At 69.6% G+C, this 24,418-nt stretch carries 20 protein-coding genes and 2 tRNA genes; 9 read left to right on the top strand and 13 right to left on the bottom strand.

Translation table 11 applies throughout. The annotated features are described in order from the left end of the window. The first annotated feature begins 28 nt into the window (after positions 1–28). Entirely contained in the window at positions 29–1,051 is a 1,023-nt protein-coding gene (locus OG622_RS31530; protein ID WP_371580004.1) for a glycoside hydrolase family 6 protein, read from the top strand. A gap of 204 nt (positions 1,052–1,255) precedes the next feature. On the opposite strand, the gene OG622_RS31535 is transcribed toward OG622_RS31530, so the two are convergent. From OG622_RS31535 to OG622_RS31555, 5 genes are all read right to left on the bottom strand, one after another. Next, complete coding sequence (locus OG622_RS31535; protein ID WP_371580005.1) at positions 1,256–3,193, bottom strand: galactose oxidase-like domain-containing protein; 1,938 nt, start codon at positions 3,191–3,193, stop codon at positions 1,256–1,258. Beyond that, positions 3,190–5,187: a glycosyltransferase family 2 protein gene (locus OG622_RS31540; protein ID WP_371580006.1), complete on the bottom strand. Its 1,998-nt coding sequence runs from the start codon at positions 5,185–5,187 to the stop codon at positions 3,190–3,192. The genes OG622_RS31535 and OG622_RS31540 overlap by 4 nt, the downstream gene beginning before the upstream one ends. 473 nt (positions 5,188–5,660) lie before the next feature. Beyond that, positions 5,661–5,734 (bottom strand) — tRNA-Lys (locus OG622_RS31545). Between the two features lie 91 nt (positions 5,735–5,825). Then, positions 5,826–6,989, bottom strand: a complete 1,164-nt coding sequence (locus tag OG622_RS31550) for an ISAs1 family transposase (RefSeq protein WP_371580007.1) — start codon at positions 6,987–6,989, stop codon at positions 5,826–5,828. A 247-nt stretch (positions 6,990–7,236) separates the two neighbouring features. Then, the gene (locus OG622_RS31555; RefSeq protein WP_371580008.1) at positions 7,237–7,893 is read right to left on the bottom strand and encodes a hypothetical protein; all 657 of its coding nucleotides are present in this window, start codon (positions 7,891–7,893) and stop codon (positions 7,237–7,239) included. 1,016 nt (positions 7,894–8,909) lie between these two features. Between OG622_RS31555 and OG622_RS31560 the strand changes: the two genes are divergently transcribed. The 7 genes from OG622_RS31560 to OG622_RS31590 all read left to right on the top strand — a co-directional run bounded on the left by OG622_RS31560 (position 8,910) and on the right by OG622_RS31590 (position 16,866). Beyond that, positions 8,910–10,694, top strand: coding sequence for a peptidoglycan-binding protein (locus OG622_RS31560; protein ID WP_371580010.1), 1,785 nt, complete (start codon positions 8,910–8,912; stop codon positions 10,692–10,694). Between the two features lie 89 nt (positions 10,695–10,783). Continuing rightward, positions 10,784–11,929: an SPFH domain-containing protein gene (locus OG622_RS31565; RefSeq protein ID WP_371580011.1), complete on the top strand. Its 1,146-nt coding sequence runs from the start codon at positions 10,784–10,786 to the stop codon at positions 11,927–11,929. Between the two features lie 97 nt (positions 11,930–12,026). Next, positions 12,027–12,644: a lytic polysaccharide monooxygenase gene (locus tag OG622_RS31570; RefSeq protein ID WP_371580012.1), complete on the top strand. Its 618-nt coding sequence runs from the start codon at positions 12,027–12,029 to the stop codon at positions 12,642–12,644. Positions 12,645–12,763: 119 nt separating this feature from the next. Then, on the top strand, positions 12,764–13,231 hold the full coding sequence (locus tag OG622_RS31575) for a DUF3592 domain-containing protein (protein ID WP_371580014.1): 468 nt from the start codon (positions 12,764–12,766) through the stop codon (positions 13,229–13,231). A gap of 40 nt (positions 13,232–13,271) precedes the next feature. Then, positions 13,272–14,918: a long-chain-fatty-acid--CoA ligase gene (locus tag OG622_RS31580; RefSeq protein WP_371580015.1), complete on the top strand. Its 1,647-nt coding sequence runs from the start codon at positions 13,272–13,274 to the stop codon at positions 14,916–14,918. 71 nt (positions 14,919–14,989) lie between these two features. Then, entirely contained in the window at positions 14,990–16,228 is a 1,239-nt protein-coding gene (locus OG622_RS31585) for a sensor histidine kinase (RefSeq protein WP_371580016.1), read from the top strand. After that, positions 16,213–16,866, top strand: coding sequence for a response regulator (locus tag OG622_RS31590; RefSeq protein ID WP_371580017.1), 654 nt, complete (start codon positions 16,213–16,215; stop codon positions 16,864–16,866). The genes OG622_RS31585 and OG622_RS31590 overlap by 16 nt, the downstream gene beginning before the upstream one ends. 57 nt (positions 16,867–16,923) lie before the next feature. Here OG622_RS31590 and OG622_RS31595 read toward each other — a convergent pair. From OG622_RS31595 to ehuB, 6 genes are all read right to left on the bottom strand, one after another. Then, a tRNA-Lys gene (locus OG622_RS31595) sits at positions 16,924–16,997 on the bottom strand. 113 nt (positions 16,998–17,110) lie between these two features. Beyond that, positions 17,111–17,869: an IclR family transcriptional regulator gene (locus OG622_RS31600; protein WP_371580018.1), complete on the bottom strand. Its 759-nt coding sequence runs from the start codon at positions 17,867–17,869 to the stop codon at positions 17,111–17,113. A 214-nt stretch (positions 17,870–18,083) separates the two neighbouring features. After that, positions 18,084–18,866, bottom strand: a complete 783-nt coding sequence (ehuA, locus tag OG622_RS31605; protein WP_371580019.1) for an ectoine/hydroxyectoine ABC transporter ATP-binding protein EhuA — start codon at positions 18,864–18,866, stop codon at positions 18,084–18,086. Between the two features lie 10 nt (positions 18,867–18,876). Continuing rightward, on the bottom strand, positions 18,877–19,527 hold the full coding sequence (gene ehuD / locus OG622_RS31610; RefSeq protein ID WP_371580020.1) for an ectoine/hydroxyectoine ABC transporter permease subunit EhuD: 651 nt from the start codon (positions 19,525–19,527) through the stop codon (positions 18,877–18,879). Next, positions 19,527–20,240: an ectoine/hydroxyectoine ABC transporter permease subunit EhuC gene (gene ehuC, locus OG622_RS31615; protein WP_371580021.1), complete on the bottom strand. Its 714-nt coding sequence runs from the start codon at positions 20,238–20,240 to the stop codon at positions 19,527–19,529. The genes ehuD and ehuC overlap by 1 nt, the downstream gene beginning before the upstream one ends. Further along, positions 20,237–21,160: an ectoine/hydroxyectoine ABC transporter substrate-binding protein EhuB gene (gene ehuB, locus OG622_RS31620; protein ID WP_371580022.1), complete on the bottom strand. Its 924-nt coding sequence runs from the start codon at positions 21,158–21,160 to the stop codon at positions 20,237–20,239. Before ehuB ends, ehuC begins: the two co-directional genes overlap by 4 nt. 130 nt (positions 21,161–21,290) lie before the next feature. Between ehuB and OG622_RS31625 the strand changes: the two genes are divergently transcribed. Further along, positions 21,291–21,785 (top strand): DUF3830 family protein, encoded by a 495-nt coding sequence (locus OG622_RS31625; protein ID WP_371580023.1) that lies wholly within the window; start codon positions 21,291–21,293, stop codon positions 21,783–21,785. Between the two features lie 161 nt (positions 21,786–21,946). On the opposite strand, the gene OG622_RS31630 is transcribed toward OG622_RS31625, so the two are convergent. Then, positions 21,947–23,362 carry an amidase gene (locus tag OG622_RS31630; RefSeq protein ID WP_371580024.1) on the bottom strand — a complete coding sequence of 472 codons (1,416 nt, stop codon included), beginning with the start codon at positions 23,360–23,362 and terminating at the stop codon, positions 21,947–21,949. 20 nt (positions 23,363–23,382) lie between these two features. Then, the gene (locus OG622_RS31635) at positions 23,383–24,342 is read right to left on the bottom strand and encodes a D-2-hydroxyacid dehydrogenase (RefSeq protein ID WP_371580025.1); all 960 of its coding nucleotides are present in this window, start codon (positions 24,340–24,342) and stop codon (positions 23,383–23,385) included. Positions 24,343–24,418 lie beyond the last annotated feature (76 nt).

The following is a 24,418-nucleotide window of genomic DNA, read 5'->3' on the forward strand; positions in this document are numbered from 1 at the left end:
TACGACGGTGCACCCAAGGGGGAGTTGGATGTACGGCAGTAGGGGGGCCGGGGTTCGGGCGTCCGTGGGGGTGGCAGGGGCGGCGTTATTGCTCGCCGGGTGTTTCGGGGGAGACAGCGATGACGGCGAGGGCGAGCGGTCCTCCGGTTCCGACATCACCCAACAGCCGCGCGGCACGGCCCCGTTCTGGGTCAATCCGAGAGGGAACGCGGCGATACAGGTCGCCGCCTACGAGAAGGCGGGCAAGGACAAGGACGCCAAGCTGATCCGCATGATCGCCGAGCAGCCGACCGGCGAGTGGATCGGCCCGGAGAACCCGGAGCAGGAGGCCGAGGGCTTCACCGAGGCCGCGGAGAAGGCCGGCCGGGACGCCGTCCTCGTCCTCTACAACATCCCGCACCGCGACTGCGGCCAGTACTCCGGCGGCGGCGCGGCCGACGGCGACGCGTACCGGTCGTGGATCGACGGCGTGGCCCAGGGCATCGGGGACCGGGCGGCCACGGTCGTCCTGGAGCCCGACGCGGTGCTTCACGTGGTGGACGGCTGCACCCCGGAGGAGTTCCACGAGGAGCGGTACGACCTGCTCAAGGGCGCGATCGAGAGGCTCGGCGCGCTGAAGAACACGAAGGTGTATCTGGACGCGGGCAACGCCGGCTGGGGCGACCCCGAGGAGATCTACGACCCCCTCAAGTGGGCCGGCGTCGAACAGGCGGACGGCTTCGCCGTCAACGTCTCGAACTTCTACACCACCGAGGACTCCATCGAGTACGGCAGGCAGCTCTCCTCGAAGATCGGCGACAAGCCGTTCGTCGTCGACACCAGCCGCAACGGCAACGGCCCCTGGACCGAGGGCGACGAGGACGAACGCTGGTGCAACCCGCCGGGGCGGGCGCTGGGGGAGACCCCGACGACCAAGACCGCGGACTCGCTGGTGGACGCGTATCTGTGGGTGAAGCGGCCGGGAGAGTCGGACGGCGAGTGCAAGGGCGGACCGAAGGCGGGGGAGTGGTGGCCGGAGTACGCGCTGGACCTGGCGAAGGCGTCTGACTGAGGACCGGGGCGCCTAATGGGGTGAGGGCGCGGGGGTGTTGGGCGGCTGCGAGTTGTTCGTGGCTGGTCGCGCAGTTCCCCGCGCCCCTAAAAGACCCCGGGCGCCACCCATGCTGTTAAGGGGCGCGGGGAACTGCGCGACCAGCCCCCACGCACCCGCACCCGCACCTGCGCCCGCACCCGAAAAGCAACCCCGACGCGGCCCCTAAGGAACCTTCACCCACCGCGCCTTGCTCGGCGTCCCCGCGTCGTCCGTCACGAACAGCATGTACCACCCCGACTGCACCAGATTGCGATTCTTCGGTACGGTCACCGTGATCCGATCACCGTCCGCCTCGAAGTCCACCTCGATCGACTTCTGGTCCACATCCGTCACATGTGTCGACGCACTCGGCCGGATCAACCGCGCCGACCTGACCGCCGACGCGTGCCGCGTGCCGAACGTCGCCTTCCCGCCGCGCGCGACCGTCTTCGGCCCACCCGTCAACGTCGGCTGCGCGTCGCGGAACAGATACGGCGGCGTGTAGATCTCGATCCGCTGCTCGAACTCCCCCGGCTTGGTGTTGGCCCTGTCGGAGTAGAGGGAGTCCGACCCGAAGAACACCACCCGCCCGTCCGGCAACAGGATGGACCCGGAGTGGTAGTTCCGGCCGACCAGGGGGTCGGCCACCCGTCGCATCCCGCCCCTCCTCGCGTCGTACAGCCGCGCCTGAAGGATGTTGGAGTCGCCGCGCCCGCGATAGTCCTCCGAGCCGCCGGAGATGAGCACCGTGTCGTCGGGCAGGATCGAGGCCTGCGGATACCGCGTGCCCTTCGCCATCTCCGGCCCGTCCACGAACCTCGGCTCGTCGGCCAGCAGATCGATCAGCCGGGTCTTCTTGCTGGACCGCTCCGACTCACCGACCCCGCCACCCCCGATGACCATGTACTTCTCGTCCTGCGCCGGAGGCAACAGCACGGTCCCGGCGGTTTCGAGCAGCTTGCCGTCGCTCATACCGGGGAGCTTGGTGAACTTGTTGCTCTTCAGGTCCCAGACACCGGGGTCACGCCCGATGTCGTCCGGCCCGTACCCCGCGTTCGCGCCCGAGTAGAACAGCTTGCCGTTCTGCATCAGGGAGATCGCCGGGTACGTCGGGAACTGCTGGACGCCCTTCGTGTACGTCCACTTCCTGGTCTCGGGGTCGTAGACCTCGTTCTTGCCCGGGACCAGCTGACCGATCTCGTCGAGGCCGGAGAGACTGAGGACCGTGCCGTCGGTGAGGGTGGTCAGCGTCGGGTACCAGCGGGCCTCGTTCATCGGGTCGACCTTGATGTACTTCTCGGCGACCGGGTCGAACTCGTAGGCGTCCCTGATCCCCTGGAAGTCCTTCTTGTCGAGGGCGAGCTTCTGCGCGATGCCGTACGTGTTCCGCGCGTCCTCGCCCTTCAGGCCCACGATCCGGTAGTTGTCCTCCGTCCCCGTCTCGTACTTCTTGCCGCGCCGCTCGGCCTCGACGTAGGCGCGCGCGATCCCCGGCTTGTTGCCGGTGAACTTGCCGGTGTCCGGATCGAAGGTCTTGACGGCCTTCTTGATGTCGACGGTGTCCTTGAGGACGAACGTCCTGCCGTTCGCCTTGCCGACGAACTCGGTCCCCGCCTTGATCCGCATCCCTTTGTCGGGGTTCTCGTTGTGGATGATCATCAGGCCGCCGGCCTTGGTGACATCGCCCTTCAGTTTCTCGTAGCGCTTGGTGCCGCCCGCGATCAGCAGATTGCCGTTGGACAACTGGGTGTGCCCCGTGCAGAACAGGTCGGCCGGGGTGGGTACGCGCTTGATCGTCTGCTTGACCGGGTCCCAGACGCGGGTGTCGAACTTCTTCGCGTCGAAGTTGTCGGCGTCGTTGCCCGAACCCGCGATCAGCAGGATCTTGCCGGTGTGCAGGAGGGCGGCGTGGATCGTGTTCTGCCGGTACTCCTCCGGGAACTCCACGACCTTCCAGTGCCCGTTGGCCGCCTTGTACTCGGGTCTGTTGATCTTGTAGTCGTGGTACTTCTCGGTGCTGAAGCGGTACACCCATGGCCCGTTCATCCCGGCGAGCGCGAGGACCACCGCCCCGCCGATCGCGAGGCGACGGGCGCGGCGGCGGCCTGCACGGTCCTTCATTCCTTACGTCCCCCAAGTCCGCCCAGGGCGATCTGCATGGTCTGGTCGCTACCCCCGCTGCCCGACCCGGACGCCGCCCAGCTCGGCTTGTGCTGGGGAGCGTGAGGTGCGTGTGGGGCGTGCGGTGTGGGTGGCGGCGCGAACGGTGCGGGAGCCGCCTCGGGCGGCGCCACCATGGAACCCTGCAGTTCGGCCGCGGCGGCGGCCTTCTTCTTGTCCTGCCGCAGCATGTAACGCCAGGCGAAGATGGGCAGAGCGGTGATCGTCATGGCGAAGACGGCCCAGGTGATCATCGCGGGGTGCGCGTTGCCGAAGACGAAACCGGCGGTGATCGAGGCCCCGAAGATGACGATGAAGTACCAGTGGTACCGGAAGGTGCCGAACCACCTGTCGGGGCTCGCCGAGTCCCCCTTGGGCGTGACCACGAACTTGCTCTTGCGGCGCAGGGCCGAGTCGATCAGCGCCTTCGCGTAGAGCGGCGCGGACAGCGCGGACATCACCATGCCTGCCACACCGCCGGAGCCCTCCGGCTCGTGCGGGGAGACGTTGTGCCGGCGGTTCCAGACGTACAGGCCTATCTGAAGTGCCGAGGCGTTGCCGTAGAGCATCAGCCACACGGTCGGATCGATGTTCACACCCGAGGCGCCCAGGCCCAGGAACAGGGCGCAACTCAGCGCCGCCAGAATCCAGTTGAGGGCGGACATCGGGTAGAAGATGATCATCATCGTGTAGTTGAAGAGCTTGCTCGGCGGCAGCGAGTACCAGCCCTTCCAGTACTGCTTGAGGATCGTCTCGTACGTCCCGCGCGACCAGCGCATCTGCTGGGTGAAGAAGTCCGTCCAGGCGCTGGGCCCCTCACCCACCGCGAGCACGTCCGGCGTGTACACCGAGCGCCACTTCCTGCCCGTCGCCGGGTTCTTGTGGCGGTGGATCTCGAAGCCGGTGGCCATGTCCTCGGTGATCGAGTCGTACAGGCCGCCGATCTGCTTGAGCGCCTTGATCCGTACGGCGTTGGAGGTGCCGACGAACATGGGGGAGCCGTACTTGTTGCCGGCGCGCTGGATCAGCGCGTGGAACAGGAACTGCTGGGACTCGGCGGCCTTGGTGACGAAGTTGTCGTAGTTGCCGTACACCTGGGGGCCGATGACGAAGCCGATGTTCGGGTCGCGGAAGAAACCGAGCATCCGCTCCAGGTAGTTGGGCAGCGGGATGTGGTCGGTGTCGACCGAGGCGAAGAAGTCGTAGCCGTCACCGTGCGCGTCCAGCCAGGCGTTGTAGTTGCCGTGCTTGGTCTTGGCGCGGTGCGGGCCCTTCGGCTGGTTCCACTTCGCGATCCCCTTGCGGGAGAAGTGGTGCACGCCCAGACGCGCGCAGACCGCCCGCACATCCGGGTCGTCGCCCTCGTCGAGCAGCCACACGTGCAGAAGCCCGCGGTGGCGGAGCCTGACCGCGGCCTCCAGTGTCTTCGTCACCATCTCCAGCGGTTCCTTGCCGGGCACGAAGGAGGTGAGGAAGGCGACTCTGGTGCCGGTCTCGGGCACCACCGGGATCGGATCGCGGGCGACCAGGGTGGCGTGCGCGTTCGACAGCACGTTCATGCAGCGGAAGAACTCGATCAGGCCGATCGAGATCAGCATGACCATGTCGAGGGCGGGCAGGAACTCGTACTCGACGTAGTCGCGCTTGGTCCAGTGCTCCTGCTGCAGCAGCCAGGCCAGCAGGACCAGGGAGAGCAGCGGTGCGGCCGTCAGCATCAGAGCGACCCGCAGTCGGTGCGGCTCCTGGGAGATCAGTGAGCGGTACTGCACCGTGTAGGGCTTGGTCGGATCGGGCTGGGTCAGCGGCCCGGCGAGTCGGCTGTAGTGCTCGTAGTCGTATCTGGGAAGTGTCTTCTTGAGCCTGCGGAAGGCTCCGGTCCGGTGCGACGGCACCTTGAGCCGGGTCGTTTCGGATGGGTCGTAATTGTGCCGGGCGCCCGTCGGCGTCGACGTCATGAGTTATCCCCCCGCACACACTTCTTCGAGTGTGTGTTCGTCGGCTTTTCATCCGAATCGGTCCCCCTCGACCGTTACGGACACATCAGTGGGTCATCGTCACCATGTGATCTACACCATGGAGACACTCGACGACGACCTTCCGGTTGCATTAATGCCCCTTTGGCACGTTTGTTCGGTGGGCGCGTGCACGGTGTGCGTCGGCGAGGTCCCAGGACACCCATCCCAGGGCAGAATCCGCTCGCGGTCCCCCAACTGCCGCGTATTCGCAGTCTCTTGCGGCCCAGGGTTCTATGCTGTGAAGCTTGATCACAAGACGCGAACGCGGCGTTTACCGGTCATACGCGGTTATTGGGGCATCAGTGGAGGATCTGTGGCGAGTGGGAGGGGAGCGAGAGGGGACTGTGCGGGGCGACGTGCACATACGGAGAGGCCCCTCGCGATTCGCTCTGGCGAGGGGCCTCTCCGTACGGTGCGCCGCCAGGGACTCGAACCCCGGACCCGCTGATTAAGAGTCAGCTGCTCTAACCAACTGAGCTAGCGGCGCGCGAGAAAAAGCTTAGCGGAGGGGTGGGGGTGCTCCTGACCACGGGGGCGGGGAGCCCAGGGTCCTTTGCATGATCGTGGTCTGTCCGGATTCATCCGGTGATGCCGAGGGCGGTCAGGGGCCTTCGCCTGTCGCGAGCGGTGTGGCGTAGGGCGGCGGCGATGTTGGTGTGGCCGTCCTGACGGTGGACGCCGATGGCGAGGTTGCGCAGGCCGGCCATGATGCGCGGGAGATGGCCGGCATGGATCTTGGAGTCGTCCTCGCGGAATGTGCGGTCACGGACGTGGTGCAGAAGGTTTTCGATCTTCCAGTGCCCTCTGATCCAGTCGGCGAGCTGGGCGCCGGTAGCCGCGCCGGGTGGCAGGCTGGTGATCAGATGGACGCGCTCGATGGTGAGCTTGCGGGTGGTGAAGTCCGCCCTCCAGCGCACGACTTGCAGGGCCTGGCGTGCGTCGGGGTAGTCGAGGTGGGCGAAGGCGGCGGTCTTCAGCCGCCGGATCTCCAGGCGGTGGTGGGCCCGGGTGCGGTCGTAGTGGTCGAGCGTGATCTCGCGCCAGGGCAGGCGGCGGACGCGGTTGAAGAGACCGGGATGGTTGGCCTTGACCTGGGCGATGTAGTGGGCACCGCGCTCGCGGAGGTAGGTGCCGTGAGCGTGCTGGGTGTGCAGCGCGTCGGCGGTGATGACCGTGCCGGTCAGGTCGACGCTGTCCGGCAGGGGCCGGAAGGCGGGGATCTCGTTGCTCTTGTCGGCGACCTGGCGCTGGGCCAGGACGTGACCGGTGTGGTCCATCGCGGCGAGCAGGGTGACGTGCCCGGTGACGTGGGTGCGTGAGCCGCGCAGGGCCTTGCCGTCAACAGCGATCGCCCGCAGTCCGGGGCCGGCCGGGGTGGCGCGGGCGGTAAGGAAGGCGCCGATCGCCCGGTCCAGGGCGTCGCCGTCGAGTTGGACGAGCAGACGGCGCAGGGTGTGGGGGTGCGGGACGGACACGGTGCCGGAGAGCGGGTCGGTGGGGAAGCCGAGAATCCGGCAGGCCCACGCGGGGACGTCGCTGATCCATTCCGTGATCGCGGTGAGCGGGCGGGCACCGGCCAGGACACTCGCCGCGGCCGCGGCGACCAGGGCGGACAACCGGTAGCGGCGGCCACGGACGCCTCGCGGGTCGGGCACCAGGTCCAGGAAGCCGGACAGTGCGACCGCGTCCGCCGGCGGGACCGGCGCGGCAGTCCGGCCCAGTTGGGCCGGCGCGGTGGACATGGGAGAAGACGCAGGAGCAGGCACAAACTCGCCAGGTGTTCATGGGACTTCGACGCTCACATGATCACTGAGACCGTGCCTGCACTGCGTCCGCTCCCGCCCGAACCGGGACTTCCCCTCCAAAGACGGGCCGGCACGGCGCTCCGGACGAAACGTGATCACGCAACGGCCCCTGAGCCGAAGTCAGCGATCCGCGCCATGCTCGTCACCCCGGCTTACGGGTGACGAGCATGGCGCGGATGTGAGGTCAGAGTTTACCGTTCACCGCGATCCCGTCATACTCTCGCTCCCGGATGTTGGCCTGCCAATAACCCCATCTCACGTTCGGGTCCCAGGTGTATACGTGACCGGCCTGGTTGAGGCCAAAGGTGCATGCCCTGTTCTGGTTGACCCATCCGCCCACATAGTCGCCCGACTTCCACCGACGCTGGACCACCTGCCACGGCTGACCAAACCCATTAGGGGGGACCGGTTGCTCGAATGTCTCCGTGGTGCTGATCGTGGACGACTTTTGGATCGAGGGGATGAGAGACAAAACGAAGTTGTACCACTTCTTGCTCGGCGAACTAGCGTTACCGAGGCTGACCTGACCACCTACAGCCCAACCAAAGCTTGTGGTCTTGTTTACGCTCCAGGAGTAATTGCAGTTGCCTGGAGAGTTGGATGCGCACTTCTTTTCAGTCCCCCTCCAGACCACGTCCTGCCAGCTGTTCGCGGCTTGCTGCCGCGCCACGGACCTGGCTTGCTCCTTGAATGAAGTAGCTTTCGGAGCGATTTGTACCTGGTCCGTGTCCGAGTCACGGAGGCAACCTCCCACCGCATGGGCAGGGTCCGCCGAGAAAAGAACCACGAAGGCTAGGAACGGAGCCGTGGCCAGTGGACGGGTCCACAACTTCTTGTTCATTCTCATCCTCTCTCCACACGAAAAACCTGACGTATGCAGACAGGTGCGACTCTGCATGACAGGAATCACGTGGACATGATGGCACTACCGGGACCTCATCGCTCCCAATGCGTTCCAGCACGGAAGGAACCTCTGCATTCAAGGGGCGATGCCTTCTGACGTGATGAATATGGCACTCACCACTTACGCAGTCAACGCTGTCGGACAGTTTTGAGAGGGATTTCAGTGAGTGTGCAGGGAATGCATTTTTCGGGCAGCTGTAAACACCCCTTTCGCCCCTACGAAAAATGCCAGAGGGTGAGGAAAGAGGTCACGAAAAATGAAGGAGGGTACGCGAAGGGGACGGGAGTGGGTGGGGGGTGATGAACGGCTCCCAAAGAAGGTGGGGGGTCTTTGGAGATGGTTCCGCGAACGCGCAGGCAGGCAACGGCGGAAGAGGCGCGACATCGAGGGAAGGCGGCACTTTTGGCGTGCCTGTCCGAAACCCCCGTGCCTCGCTCTCCCATGTGAAGAAGTCGTGTGGGACTGGTCAAGCCTCAAGGGGGACTTCTTCGGGTCATGCGGCTCTGGTTCAGCGCTGATCATGCAGCCGGCGGGCCGGGCCGTCAAGGTTGATCGCGAGCGGACTCAATGAACGAAACTCTACTCGGGAGTCACCTTGTGGAATTACTAAGCCGTTCGGTAACTACGCGCCCCCGCATGGGTGTTGCTCGCTTCTGACGAACCGTCACGGGGGGCCTGGGGCGGTCGCTCGCGACTCGACGCGGTCGTCGACCGGCGGTCGGCGGCGAGGCCGGGATGGCCGAGATGGCTGGGGAAGCCGGGAAGCCGGGAAGGTCGAGATCGTCGCCGACGGGAGCCGGCCCTAGTCCACGGGGCCGGTGCGGGCGAGGCGAGGGGACCGGTGGGCCGTGTACATCATTTGGACCGTCAGCATGCGGCACCGGATGACAGTTGAGAAACTGACGGGCGTGCAGAAGCGTGGAATTCTTCGGTCGGTTCGCGAGGGGAATCGCATGGAGACTCCGGTATTCGAGGAGATCGAACCGGGGGCCGATTGTGAATGCCCCGGTTGTGTCCACTGGCGGCGGGTCATGCCGTACTCGGCCCAGTACGCCCATCTGAGTCACCCGGCGGCCAGAACCGTCAGGAACGCCCTTGTCGTGGCCACCGCCGCCGGTGCCGCACTCGGCGCGGGGCATGTCGTGCCGGCGGTCGCGGTGGCCCACGGCCCGGCTCATCCCGGTGGCGTTCCCGCAGGTGAGGGGCCAGATACTCCCCAGGGGAAGAAGGCTCCGCTGCACGGCCCCGGCGGTCGGCCCGCGGACGGGGAGGAGCCGCCGAAGGAGGTGATGACGCCGCCCGCCACCCGCGCCGAAATCATCAGGCGGGCCAAGACCTGGATCGCGGCCGAGGTGTCGTACAGCATGCGCGAGTACTGGTCCGACGGATATCGGCAGGACTGCTCGGGGTTCGTCTCGATGGCCTGGGGCCTCCCCGGAAACGAATGGACGGGCAGCCTCGACAAGTTCGCGCAGCGGATTTCGAAGGACCGGCTGGAGCAGGGTGACATGCTGCTCTTCCATAATCCGAAGGACCCTCAAACAGGCTCGCACGTCGTCATTTTCGGCGGCTGGACGGACTACGCCGAGACCCACTACATCGCCTACGAGTCGACCCGTCCGTACGCCCGCAGGCGGGCCACCCCGTACGCGTACTGGGACAACGCGACCAGCTACGTGCCGTACCGCCACAGGGGACTGATCGGCGACGGCGCGGGCCGGCCGGACGACGAGCCGGACGCCTCCGGCCGCTCCGGTTCACCCGTTGCCCCGCCGGATAAGCCAGATAGGCCGAACGGGTCGAACGAGCCGGACAAGTCGGTTGCGAAGGGGGCCGCCGGGCCGGGTAGTGGCCGCTTCCCGGGCCCCGAGGCCTTCGGGTCCGGCGCGCACAACAAGTACGTCGCCCGGCTGGGGCAGATGCTGGTGCGGCGCGGCGGGGCCCGCTTCTGCAGCGGGGGACCGGGGCCGATCCGGTCGGAATCCGACCTCCGGGCCACCCTGGCGTTCCAGCGGGCGCAGGGCTGGTCGGGCCGCTTCGCGGACGGCATTCCGGGCCCGTTGACCTGGTCGTATCTGGTCACCGGGAGGGGCAAGGACATCCCACTGGCCGGGAACGCGGGTCCGAAGGGGAAGCCGGCGGTGCCCAAGCCGGCGGTGCCCAAGCCGGCGGTGCCCAAGCCGCCGACGCCCAAGCCACCGGTGGTCCACCGGCCACCGGGAAGCCCGGAAGAGCCCGCCACCTCCGTCACCTCCCGCACCTCTGGCGCAACCAGAGCACCCGGAGCTCCGGGAGAACCGACCGCGCCCGGCGAATCGAGGAAACCCGCCATGCCTGGTAAGCCCGCTGTCCCCGGTAAGCCCGCTCCCCCTGGTAGGTCCGCCATCCCCGGGAAGCCCGTCCCGCCCAGCGGGCCCGCCTCGCCCGGGGCCCCCGTCCCCGCCTCACCCGGAGCTCCCATGACACCCAGGGCTCCCGTGACGCCCGCCTCGCACGGTGTCCGGGGCTATCCGGGGCGCGGCATGTTCCGGCCGGGCGCGGACAACGCGTACGTCACGCAGCTGGGGAAACAGCTGGTCAAGAAGGGGTTCGGCAAGTACTACACCTCGGGTCCGGGGCCGCGCTGGGGCGAGCCGGACCGGCGGAACGTCGAGGCGTTCCAACGGGCCCAGGGGTGGCGCGGCGGCGCGGCGGACGGCTATCCGGGCCCGGAGACCTGGCGTCGGCTCTTCTCCTGACGCCTGCACCCGCCCCTCCGAAACCCGGACCACCACCCCCTCGAACGCTCTCACCACGGCTCTTCCTGCGCGGAGGCACGGAGGCACGTATGAGTACGACCACCTCGACCACACCGGAGCCCGAAGGGGCCGCCCGGCCCGCCCGGCTCATCCAGAACGAGACCACCACCGAGATCCCCGTGCATCTGCTGTTCCGGGACGACCCCGTCCCGGTGGCCGTACCGGTCATCCCCGCCGTCGTGGGCCGGCGGCGGGGCACCGGCGAGCAGCCGAGGGTGCGGCAGGGGCCCGCGTCCGCGAAGCCGCGCCCCGCCGTCGAGGTCGACCCCGAGCTGGTCGAGCGGCCGGCGCGGGTGGTGCCCGGGGTGGTGGGGGTGCTGGGCGGGGTGTGCGGGGTGGCCGGATGTGTCCTCACCACGTGGTGGGCCGGGGCGTTGCCGGGGCTCGCGGTGCGGGCGCTCGGGCTGCCGGCCGCGTACGCGGGTGCCGGACTCGGCCCGGCGCAGTGGGCCGCGTACGCCGGGGCCGGGGCCCTGGCGCTGTTCGGGTTCGGCGGGCTGGCGCGGGGGCGGACCGGGCGGGCCTGGGTGCTGGGGCTCTTCGGGCGGTACCGGGGGACCGTCCGCCGCACGGGGCTGCTCTGGGTGAACCCGCTCGTGCTGCGCCGCCGGGTCGACGTACGGCTGCGGCACTGGCGGAGCGAGCCGATGGCGGCCGTCGACGCGAACGGGGTCGCGCTGCGGGTGGTCGTCCTCGTGGTGTGGCGGGTCAGGGACACCGCGCGGGCGTTGCTCGGGATCGAGGACCACGAGCGGTATCTGCGCGAGTGCGTGGAGGCGGCGGTCTCCCGGGTGCTGGCACAGCTGCCCGCGGACGTGCCGCCGGGCGCGCTGGTCAGGGACGCGACGCTGCGCAACACGGAGGCGGTGGGCGAGGCGCTGACCCGGCTGGTGGTGGCGGACGCGGCGCCGGTCGGGATGGAGGTGTTCTCGGTCCAGCCGACCCTGATCGAGTACGCGCCCGAGGTGGCCGCCGTGATGCAGCGCCGCCGGATCGCCGCGCTCGACGCCCAGCACCGCGACACCGTCCTCACCTCCGTCGTCGACTCGGTCGAGGACACGGTGACCCGGCTGACCCTGCGCGGCCTGGTCGAGCTGGACGACTACGAACGCAAGGCGCTGGTGAAGGACCTGACGGTGGCGTTCTGCACAGGGCGGCGCGAAGTGTCGTCGTGAACCACTGCAATTGGTATGGACATGTTCAGGGGTCGCTCATAATCTGGGACTTGGTCTAGACCTGGAAACATCCCCACGTACTCCAGGGAGCGGCAGCATGCGCAATCACGCGCGAAGCAGGACCAAGTGGTATGCGGCCACGGTCGGCCTCGCCACCACCGGAGCGCTCGTGCTCTCCAGCGGTGGCGCCAGCGGCCACGGCTACACCGACCTCCCCGTCAGCCGGCAGAAGCTCTGTCAGAACGGCACCGTCACCAACTGCGGCGACATCCAGTGGGAACCGCAGAGTGTCGAAGGACCGAAGGGCTTCCCGGGCTCAGGGCCGGCTGACGGCCGGCTCTGCTCCGGTGGCAACAGCAGGTTCAACCAGCTCGACGCGTCGACAAGGCCGGGCGGCGGCGCCTGGCCCACCACCAGGGTGACGGGCAATCAGAACTACACGTTCCGCTGGCAGTTCACCGCCATGCACGCCACCACCGACTTCAAGTACTACGTCACCAGGGCGGGCTGGAACCAGAACCACGCCCTGGCCCGCTCCGACCTCAACCTCACCCCGTTCTTCACCGTCCCGTACAACGGCCAGCGCCCACCGTCCACGCTCTCCCACACCGGCCGTCTGCCGTCCGGGCTGAGCGGTCACCACATCATCCTCGCGGTCTGGACGGTCGCGGACACCACCAACGCGTTCTACGCCTGCTCGGACGTCACCTTCTGAGCATCGCCGCACCCGGCCCCGCGAGTTCTGAGCATCCCTTGAGCTGCGCGGGGCCCCCGCACGGGTACGTTCCCCACAAGCCGCCGACCAGGGCGGCGGCCGAACCGCGGGGGAACACCATGGACGCCTTCTTCTACCTCATTCCCGGGGTCATCATGACCGTCATCGCCTTCCAGGCGTACCGGGTGCTGCGCCGCTGGCTGCAGATCAGAAGCGCCTGGAACAGCGGCCTGACGGCCGAGGCGCGCTGTCTGAAGACGTTCACGACGGTCAGCGAGAGCGTGGGTGAGCACAGCCGTGTGCGCACGACGATCCACCACGTGTACGAGTTCAGGACCCATGACGGCCAGGCCATCCGCTTCGAGGAGGAGGACGGGCCGATGACGACGGTCGAGGGCGACTTCGTCACCGTCTACTACACCGAAGGCCCGGACGTGGTGGCCACGGCCCACGAGCCCGGCCGGGTCAAGCAGGCGGCGGCCAGCCTCGGCCTCCTGAGCTTCCTCGGGGTGGCTTTCGCGTTCTGCGTCTTCTTCATGGTCACCTACCACCAGTTCTCCACGGACACCTCCTTCCCGACGCCGTGACCCTCCTCAACTGACGGGACGTCAACTACCGTGCGCGGGCATGGAGTCCACGACGCGCACGGTCGCACAGCTCGTCGCCGACCGGTGGGACGACCACCGGCCCGGGCTGTGGTTCGAGGAACAGGTCCTGACCCACCACGAGATCACCACCGGAGCCGCCGCCCGCGCGGCACTGCTCGCCGACCTCCTGCCACCGGCCGTCGAACCGCACATCGGCGTCCTCCTCGACAACACCCCCGAATTTCCCCTGTGGTTGAGCGCGGCAGCCCTCGCGGGCGCCGCCGTCGCCGGGATCAACCCCACCCGCAGGGGCCCCGAACTGGCCCGCGACATCCTGCACACCGAGTGCCGGGTACTGATCACGGAACGGGCGTACCTGCCGCTCCTCGGCGACCTGGAACTCCCTGACGTGCAGACCCTGGTGACGGACACTCAGGCCTACGCCGACCTCCTCGCCCCGTACGTCGGTGCCGCGCCCGACCCGACCCGGGCCACCCCCGCCGACCGCCTCCTCCTCTACTTCACCTCCGGCTCCACCGGCGCCCCCAAGGCCGCGATCTGCACCCAGGGGCGGCTCGCGGCGGCCGGGCGGGCGCTGGTGGACCGCTTCGGGGTGCGACGGGACGACGTGCACTACGTCTGCATGCCGCTGTTCCACGGCAACGCCGTCATCGCCGACTGGGCCCCCGCGCTGGTCGCCGGAGCCGGGATCGCGCTACGGCGCCGGTTCTCCGCCTCCGGCTTCCTGGACGACGTACGGGCGTACGGGGCCACGTACTTCACCTACGTCGGACGGGCCGTGCAGTACGTCCTGGCCACCGAGCCCCGCCCCGACGACCGCGACAACCCGCTGCGCATGGGCTTCGGCACGGAGGCGGGGGCGGTGGACGCGGCGGCGTTCGAGGAGCGGTTCGGGGTGCGGCTCGTGGAGGGATACGGGTCGTCCGAGGGCGGGGCGGCGATCCAGCGGACAGCCGGGGCGCCGCCGGGCGCGATCGGGCGGGCGGCACCCGGCGACGACCTCGCGGTGGTCGACCCGCAGACCCGCGAGGAGTGCCCCCCGGCCCTCCTCGCCGACGACGGCCGTCTGCTCAACGGCACCGAGGCGATAGGGGAGTTGGTCAACCGCGGCCCCAACCCCTTCGAGGGCTACTGGCGCAACCCGGAGGCGGACGCCGCCCGCCGCCGCGACGGCTGGTACTGGACCGGCGACCTCTTCTACCGGGACCCCGGCGGCTTCCTCTACTTCGCCGGCCGCACCGACGACCGCCTCCGCGTCGACAGCGAGAACCTCGCCGCCGCCGTCATCGAGAACATCCTCGCCCGCTACGAGGGCGCCGAGGCCGTCGCCGTCTACGCGGTCCCCGACCCGGTCGCCGGGGACCAGGTCATGGCGACCATCGCGGGCGCCTTCGACCCGGACGGCTTCGCCGAGTTCCTCGTGTCCCAGCCCGACCTGGGCACGAAGATGACCCCACGCTTCGTACGCGTCGTCCCGGCCATGCCCGTCACCGCCACCAACAAGATCCAGCGTGCCACCCTCCGCCGCGAGGGCTTCCGCTGCCCGGACCCGGTCTGGTGGCGCCCGCCGGGGAAGTGGGCCTACCGCAAGTTCTCCGCGGTGGATCTGGCCCGCCTGGTGACGGAGTACCGGGCGCGGGGGCGGGAGGAGTTGTTGGCGAGGTAGGGCTGGGCATACCTCCCGAACGCCCCCTGCGCATATGGCCGTCGCCCGCCGCCCCCGCATACCGTGAACTCATGATCCGAACGGTCGTACGGGATGTGTGGCGCGCGGTGGCCTACCTCGTGAGCGGTGTCCTGGTCGGCTGCCCGCTGCTCGTGGTGTTCCTGGTCCTGGGCACGCTGGGTCTCGCCCTGGCCCCGGTTCTCGTGGGTCTGCCGCTGCTCGCCGTGGCCGTCCTGTCGGGCATCCCCGTCGGTGCGCTCGAACGGCGGCGGCTGGCCCTCACCCGCACTCCGGCGCCGCCCGACCCGCACGCCACCCCTGCCGAGCCCGGTCTCGCCGCGTGGGCCCGGCTGCGGCTGGCCGAGCGGGCGACCTGGCGGGAGTTGGCGTACACGGGGCTTTTCGGGTTCGTGCTGTGGCCGCTGGACGCGCTCGTGCTGTTCGGGGCGCTGGGCATGCCCGGCGCGCTGATCGGGGCGCCGGTGCGGCTGGCGACGACGGGCAGTGCCGGTGGCGACGCGCGGATCGCCAAGCTCTGGCTGATCGACTCCTACGGCCAGGCCCTGTGGTGCACGGCCCTCGGCGTCGTCCTCCTCCTCGCGCTGCTGTGGCCCCTCGTCCAGTACGCGCGGGCCCGCGCCGCGCTCGCCCGGCTGCTGCTCGCGCCGAGCGAGGCGGAGGCGCAGCGGCGGCTGGCAGAGGTGACACGGTCGCGGGCCCGGCTGGTGGCGGCCTTCGAGGCGGAGCGGCGCCGGATCGAGCGCGATCTGCACGACGGGGCCCAGCAGCGGCTCGTGTCCCTGAGCATGACCCTTGGCCTGGCCAGGCTGGACGCCCCGCCCGAACTGGCCGACCGGCTGGCCACCGCCCACCGGGAGGCCGACGAAGTCCTGGGTGAACTCCGCGAGTTGATCCAGGGCATCCATCCCCAGGTTCTCGCCGACTACGGCCTGCCGGACGCCCTCGCCGACGCGGCCGACCGTTCCGCCGTACCCGTGGAGGTGGACGTCGAACTCCCGCGTTTCACCGAGTCCGTGGAGTCGGCCGCGTACTTCGCGGTCCGGGAGGCGCTCGCCAACATCGGCAGGCACAGCGGGGCGGACCGGGCGTGGATCAGCGGCCGGTACGCGGGCGGGCGGCTGCGGATGGAGGTGCGGGACGACGGGACGGGCGGCGCCGACCCCGCGCGGGGCACGGGCCTCACCGGGCTCGCCGACCGGCTCGCCGTGCTCGATGGGAGACTGTCCGTCCACAGCCCGGCCGGCGGCCCGACCGTCCTGTCCCTGGAGATCCCGTGCCCGCAGCGCTGAAGATCGTGCTCGCCGAGGACAGCGTGCTGCTGCGTGAAGGACTCGTCGGCGTCCTGACCCGCTTCGGGCACGAGGTCGTCGCGGCGGTCGGGGAAGCGGAGTCCCTCAAGGCGGCCGTGGCGTCGTACGCCCCCGACCTCGTCGTCACCGACGTACGCATGCCGCCCGGCCTCACGGACGAAGGCCTGCGCGCCGCCCTCGAACTACGCGCGGCGAACCCCTCCCTGCCCGTCCTCGTCCTCAGCCAGTACGTCCAACGGGCCTACGCCGCCGAGCTGCTGGACACCGGCGACGGCACCGGCGTCGGCTATCTCCTCAAGGACCGCATCGGCCAGGTCGAACAGTTCGCGGAGGCGGTGGAGCGGGTCGCGGCCGGCGGCACGGTCGTCGACCCCGAGGTCGTACGGCAGTTGCTGCGGCGCCGGCGTGATCCGCTGGCGGCGCTCACCCCGCGCGAACGGGAAGTGCTCGGGCTGGTCGCCGAGGGGAAGTCGAACGGGGCGATCGCCCGCGCGATGGTCGTCAGCGAGGCGGCCGTCGGCAAACACATCGGCAACATCCTGGGAAAGCTGGACCTGCCGCCGGCGGGGGACACGCATCGCCGGGTGCTGGCCGTGCTCACGTATCTACGGGCGTGACGTGACGCGCGAGGGCAAGCAGAAGGCCCCTCGCCGGAGCGAGGGGCCTTCTTTCTGTGCGCCGCCAGGGACTCGAACCCCGGACCCGCTGATTAAGAGTCAGCTGCTCTAACCAACTGAGCTAGCGGCGCAGACTCTGTCGCCCCCGCCTTCGGCGGCTGGCGACAGAGAAAATACTACCTGGTCCGCACGGGTGCCTTCGACCAGTTAAACGTGAGCTGGATCTCCGACGGACACGCAGCCACTAGATCGCCAACGACAGCAGTACCGGAGCGGCTCCCCGGTTCAACGTGTTCGCCGCCGCGCGCAACCGGTGCGCGTGCTCCAGCGGGAGCGACAGCGCGAGGCAGCCGACGGCGGAGCCCGCGGTGAGGGGGACGGCCGCGCAGACCGTGCCCGGTGCGTACTCCTGGAGGTCGAGGACCGGGACCGTGGGTGTCTGGGCGGCGAGTTTGCTCAGCAGCACCTTCTCGTTGGTGATCGTGCGGGCGGTGAGCCGGGCCGGGCGGTGGCGCGAGAGGTGGTCGCGCCGGCCGTTGAGGTCGAGCTGGGCCAGCAGGCCCTTGCCGAAGGCGGTGGCGTGGGCGGAGGAGCGGAAGTCGACCCACTCGTGGACCGCGGGCATGGCCGGGCTGTCGGCCCAGCCGGTGACCTGGATCTCGCCGTCCAGGTATCGGGTGATGTAGACGGCGGCGCCCACTGAGTCGCGCAGCCGGTCGAGGGTGTGCTGGAGCTGCTCGCGCACGGCCTGGTCATGGCCTTCCGCGGAGCCCAGCCGGGCGAGTGCGGCACCGGTGACGTAGGCGCCGTCGGTGGTCTGCTCCACGTATCCCTCGCGACGCAGCATCCGCAGGAGCGCGGTCAGCCGCTCGCTGTCGACACCGGTGCGACGGGCGATCTCGGCGTCGGTGACGCCACCTGCGTGCTGCGCCACCGTCTCCAGGACGCGCAGGGCGTCCTGGGCCGAGTGGTACGGCGCGGTCGGCTCGTGCTTGAGCGCCACGGTTTCCCCCTGCGCTTCTCGGGCCGTTTTTCGGACAGCTTGCCGTTTCCCACGATACGGCCCAAGAGCCGTGCGTGGAGGGGTTGTTCACGAGAAATTCCCGGCACCTCCAGGCCTCTCAACTGCCGGACCAGCACTCTGGCATATGCCAGAGGCGTGGCCCGGCGGGCGGACCTCGCATGTTCCCACGCGTTCGCCCGTTCACTCGGAGTCGTCAGATGACCGCTCCCAGGAACTCGCGCGTTCGTTCGTGCGACGGATCGCCGAAGATCTTCTCGGGGCTGCCCGACTCGATCACCTGGCCAGAATCGAACATCAGAACTTGGTCCGAGATGTCCCGGGCGAAGTTCATCTCGTGGGTCACACAGAGCATCGTGATGTCGGTGGTGCGGGCGATGTCCCTGAGCAGGTCGAGGACGCCCGCGACCAGCTCGGGGTCGAGCGCGGAGGTCACCTCGTCGAGGAGCAGCACCTGCGGGCGCATCGCCAGCGCCCGCGCGATGGCCACCCGCTGCTGCTGCCCGCCGGAGAGCTGGCTCGGGTAGGAGTCGCACCTGTCGGCGAGCCCCACCAGGTCGAGAAGCTCGCGGGCGCGCGCCTCGGCCTCGTCCTTGGAGAGCCCGAGGACGTTGACGGGCGCCTCGGTGATGTTCCGCAGCACCTTCATGTTCGGGAAGAGGTTGAACTGCTGGAACACCATCCCGATGTTCTTGCGGACCTCACGGCACTGCTTCTCGCTCGCCGGAAACAGTTGCTGCCCGCCGACGGTGATCGTGCCCTCGTCCGGCTTGGTCAGGGTCATCAGCAGCCGCAGGATCGTCGTCTTGCCGGAGCCGGACGGGCCTATCAGCGTGACGTGCTTGCCGGCGTCGACCGAGAAGTCCAGCCGGTCGAGGACGGTGTTGCTGCCGAATCGTTTGGTCACGTTCTCGAAGCGGATCAGCTCGGCGCTGTCCACGGGGGCGCCGGAACCGGACTCGGCGTCGGGTTGCTTCATCAGCGGGGTGTCAGCGGACAAGACGTCGCTCCAGGGTTCGCAGAAGGAGGGAGGCCAGATAGGAGATGAGGATGAAGGCCACCCCGATGACGGTCAGGGGCTCGGTGAAACGGAAGGTCTCCTGGGCGTAGAGCCGTGCCTCGCCCAGCATCTCCGGGACCGTGATCACCATCAGGATCGGTGTGTCCTTGAGCATCGAGATCACGTAGTTGCCCAGCGCGGGCACCACCCGGCGGACCGCCTGCGGCAGGATCACCACCGTCCAGGTGCGCCGCATCGGCAGGTTCAACGCCGTGGCCGCCTCCCACTGGCCCACGGGCACCGCCTCGATGCCGGCGCGGTAGACCTGCATCGTGTACGTCGAGTAGTGCAGCCCGATCGCGAAGACGCCCGTGGTCAGCGCCGAGAAGGTCAGCCCCCAGGCCGGCAGCACATAGAAGAGGAAGAACAGCTGGACGAGCAGAGGAGTGTTCCGGACGAACTCCGTGGCGACCCCTACCGGCCAGCTCACCCAGCGGGTCGGTGTCCGCACGAGCAGCGCCCACACCAGTCCGAGGGCGAAGGAGACGACCGAGCCCAGGGCCAGCGCCTGCAGGGTGACCAGCAGGCCCTTCCGGAAGTGCGGCAGGAAGTCGACGACCGCGTTCCAGTCCCAGTTCATCACGCACCACCTCCGGCGCTCGCGCCCTCGGCGACCCGTACGGGCGCCACGGTCGTCTTCACCGGGGCCTTGCCGATCCCGGCCTTCAGCCGCCGCTCCAGCACCCGCATGCCCCGGGTGAGCAGGAACGCGATCACGAAGTAGATGAGCAGGAGATAGGTGTAGATCTCCACGCTCTCCTGCAACGCCAGCCGTACCAGGCTGCCGCTGAACGCCAGGTCACCCATGCCGATGATCGACACCAGCGCCGTGCCCTTGAGCAGTTCGACCACCAGGTTGGCGAAGGGCGGGATCATCTCCGGGACCGCCTGCGGCAGCAGGATCAGCCGTATCCGCTGCCACGGGGTGAAGCTCAGCGCGATACCGCCCTCGCGCTGCGCCGGATCCACGGCGGTCAGGGCGCCGCGCACGATCTCGGCGCCGTACGCCCCGTACGTCAGCCCGAGGGCGAGGACGCCCGCCCACATCGGGACCAGCTGCCAGCCGAAGGCCAGCGGCAGCACGAAGTACACCCAGAAGATCATGATCAGTGCGGAGGTGCCGCGGAAGACCTCGGTGTACAGGCCCGCGACGAAGCGGACGATCCACCGCCGGTGGGTGCGCGCGACCCCCACCACGAAGGAGACGACCGTGGCCAGCAGCGCGCCGAGGACCAGCAGTTGGAGGGTGACCCAGACGCCGCGCAGGACGAGTTCCCAGAGTCCCTGTGTCATGCGCGACAGAGCTCCTTCGTGGTCAGGTCGGTCATCTCGACCTTGGTGAAGCCGAAGGGCCGCAGGACGCGCAGCAGTTCGCCGCTCTCCTTCATCTTCCGCAGCTCGACGTTGAAGGCGTCCCGCAGCCGCGTCTCGGCCGGCCGGAACGCGAAGCCCGCGCCGTCCACCCGCGGCTCGCCGTCGACGAGCGCGGCGAACGGCTTGGTCGCCTCCGTCGTGCGGGACTTCTTGACCACCTCGCGGGTGGTCAGCGACGTCCCCGCGAACACGTCGACCCGCCCCGCCTCCACGGCGTTCAACCCGGCCACCTGGTCGGGCACGATGACGATGTCGCTCTCCGGGTACCCGGCCTCGACGGCATGCGCGATCTGCGCGTACCCCGATCCCGTGGCGAACCGGGCCTTGGCACGGATCACGTCCGCGTAGTCGTTGAGGCCCTTCGGATTGCCCTTCCGCACCACGAACGCGTCCAGCATCTGATGGTCGGGCTCGGAGAAGATGACCTCCGCGCAGCGGTCGGGGTTGATGTACATCCCGGCGGAGACGACATCGAACTGCTGGGAGTTCAGCCCGGGTATGAGCGAGCCGAACTCGGTGGGAACGGGCTGAACCCGCCCCACGCCCAGCCGCTTGAAGACGACCCTGGCCACTTCCGGCCCCTCGCCGGTCAGTTCGCCGTCCGTGTCGATGTAGCCGAAGGGGATCTCTCCCGCGATACCGAGCCGCACGACGCCCTGCGCCCGCAGCCGGTCCAGCAGCTCACCCCCCTCCGTGCCGGAGGCGGTTGCCACCCGGCTGCACCCGGCGGCGCCCAGCGCGCCCGCCGTGGCCAGCGCGGAGGCGCCGGCGAGCAGTGCCCGGCGGCTGGGGTCGCGTGTCTTCCCGGTTCTCCCGGAGGTCTCTGTTGCTGGAGCCATGGCCGCGCGGCTACCCGACCCGATGCGATGTATTCGCGCCACTGCCGGGGCCTTCACGCCCCCTGCACACACCCGGCGGGAACCGGCCGGACCCCGAGGCGCCCTTGACCCCGGCTGCACCATGGAAGACATGGCCGACCGCTACATAGAGATCTCCCTGCTCAAGCGCCAGGTCGTGTGCCGGGCGAAACTCCTCGACGACCGTGCGCCGCTCACCTGCGCCGCCGTCTGGGGCGCCCTGCCCCTGGCCGGCGACGTCTACCACGCCAAATACGCCCGCAACGAGATCTACGCCCTCTTCCCGCCCTTCGCCGACCGTGAGCCGCCCCTGGAGAACCCCACCGTCACCCCCATCCCCGGCGACCTCTGCTACTTCTCCTTCGCCGGCACGGAGCTGGCCACGAACGCGTACGGCTACGACGAGGAGGTCCGCCCGGGGACGACCCTCGTCGACCTGGCCCTCTTCTACGAACGCAACAACCTGCTGCTGAACGGCGACGTGGGGTGGGTGCCGGGAATCGTCTGGGGCCAGGTGGTCGACGGCCTGGAGGAGATGGCGGAAGCGTGCAACGACCTGTGGAGGGCGGGGGCGCTGGGGGAGAGCCTGCGATTCAGCCGGGCATGACGGTGCGGGCGCCCCATGGCTCGGGGGCGTATCAGCCCCTGCTTCTCAGGGGCGCGGGGAACTGCGCGAGAAGCCCCACCCACCCGCACCCGACAACGAACCCCTCGGGGTCGAAGGGGCAGCGCCCCTGGCGGAGGGACGGGTAGGGGCGGCGGGGGCGATCAGAGCCGGGGCGGCACAACCCCCGCGACCCCCGCCTCGTACAACGCATGCCCCACCCGAAGCACCAGATCATCCCGATGCCGAGCAGCCACCACCTGCACCCCCACGGGCAACCCACCCCCGTCCACCCCCACGGGAACACTCGCCGCAGGCTGCTGCGTCAGGTTGAACGGATACGTGAACGGCGTCCACCCGGTCCACCGCCGGTACCCGGAACCGCCCGGCACCTCCACCCCCGCCTCGAACGCGGTCACCGGCAACGAGGGCGTGACGAGAACGTCGTACCGCTCGTGGAACGCCCCCATCCGCCGTCCGAGATCCATCCGCACATCCACCGCGGCCAGATAGTCCAGCGCGGACAACCGCGCCCCGAGCTCCCGGATCTCCCGCAACCCGGGGTCCAGCACCTCCCGTTGACGCGGCCCCAGCCGCTGCGTCACCCGCGCCGCCCCGCTGAACCACAGCGTGTGGAACGCCTCGACGGGATCGGAGAAGTCGGGGTCGGCCTCGCCGACGTGCGCGCCGAGCCCGGCGAGCCCCTCCATGGCCCGCCGCACCGCGCGGGCGACGCCCGGCTGCACGGCGACCTGCCCACCCAGCGACGCCGAGTACGCGACCCGCAGCCCCCGCACCCCGCCGGCGAGCGCGTCCGTGAAGGACCCGGACGCCGGCCCGAGCCCCGACCAGTCCCGCGCGTCGGGCCCGGAGATGACGTCCAGCATCAGCGCGGCGTCCGCCGCGTCCCGCGTCAGCGGCCCGACATGCGCCAGCGTGCCGAAGGCGCTCGCGGGATACAACGGCACCCGCCCGTACGTCGGCTTCAGCCCGAACACCCCGCAGAAGGCGGCCGGGATACGCACACTGCCGCCCCCGTCCGTGCCCAGCGCCAGCGGCCCCGCCCCGAGCGCGACGGCCGCCGCGGCACCCCCGCTGGAACCCCCGGCCGTACGCGAGAGGTCGTACGGATTCCGCGTCACGCCACTCAACGGCGAGTCGGTGACGCCCTTCCAGCCGAACTCGGGCGTCGTGGTCTTCCCCAGGAAGACGGCTCCCTGCTCCCGCAGCCGGGCCACGGAAGGCGCGTCCTCGTCCCAACTGCCCTCCGCGGAAGCCGAGATGGTCCTGGAGCCCTTCAGGGTCGGCCCGCCCCGCATCAGCAGGATGTCCTTCACCGTGACCGGCACCCCGTCCACCGCCCCGGCCGGCTCCCCCCGCCGCCAGCGCCCCTCCGACTCCCGCGCCCGCACGAGGGCCGACTCGGTGTCGATCCGCACGAACGCGTTCACGTCCGGCTGCACCCGCTCGGCCCGCTCCAGGGCCGCCCGCGCCACCTCCACGGGACTGAACTCACCCTTGCGATACCCCTCGACGAGTCGTACGGCGGACAGCTCCGTCAATCGCGTCGGCTCCGACATGCGGCCCCTCCCAGGGGAGTTCAGTGTCCGGGCACGTACCCGCGCTGCTTGTCGACCACGTTGGGCAGCGGCTTCCCCGCCTCCCACAGCTCGAACAACTCCACGAACTGGGCGCCGAGTTCGTCCCGCCACCCCACCGTGTCCCCGCTCATGTGGGGAGAGACGAGCAGTCCCGGCACCTCCCACAGCGGATCGTCCGGGCCCAGCGGCTCGCGCTCGAAGACATCCAGCGCCGCCCCCGCGATCCACCGCTTCCGCAGCGCCTCGACGAGCGCGTCCTCCACCACGAGCTGCCCACGCCCCACATTCACGAACCGCGCGGACGGCTGCATGACCCCGAACCGGCGGGCATCGAACATGCCGTACGTCGCCTCCGTCAGCGGCGCGGCCGCGATCACCCAGTCGGCGCGGGCCAGCAGCCGGTCGAGGTCCTGCGGACCGTGGACGCCGGCCCGCGCGGCCCGGCCGACCACGGCCGTATGGAGGCCGAGGGCCTTGAGGTGGCGCGCGATCGCCCGCCCGATCGGTCCGGAGCCCACCACACAGGCCCGGCCGCCCGCCACCCGCAGCGCCTCCCGGTGCCGCCACTCCCGCCGCCCCTGCAACTCCCAGCTGCGCGGCAGATCCTTGGCCATGGCCAGGACGAGCGCGGCGACGTACTCGGCGATCGGCGCCTCGAAGACCCCGCGCGCGTTCGTCACCACCGTGTCCTCGTCGGCGGCGAGCCCGGGACCCAGCAGATGGTCGACGCCCGCGCTCGCCGTGTGCACCCAGCGCGGCCGAGGCCCGCCATCCGGCCAGACGTCCCGCACCACGCGGGACGCGAAGTCCCACACCAGCAGCACATCGGCGTACGGCAGCCGCGCGGCCAGCGTCGAGGCGTCGGCGTACTCGATCGTGGCCCGCCCGGTGAGCCGCCCGAGCCGAGGCCGCGGCTCGGTGTCGAGGACGAGGAGATTCGGGCGATGCGACGAGGTCATAGGCGTAGGACACCAATCACGGACGGAAACGGCTCTACTCACAACGAAAGCGGCTCTACTCACGACGGAAGCGGTT

Origin of the sequence: Streptomyces sp. NBC_01314 (genome assembly GCF_041435215.1) — a bacterium.
Lineage (GTDB): Bacteria > Actinomycetota > Actinomycetes > Streptomycetales > Streptomycetaceae > Streptomyces.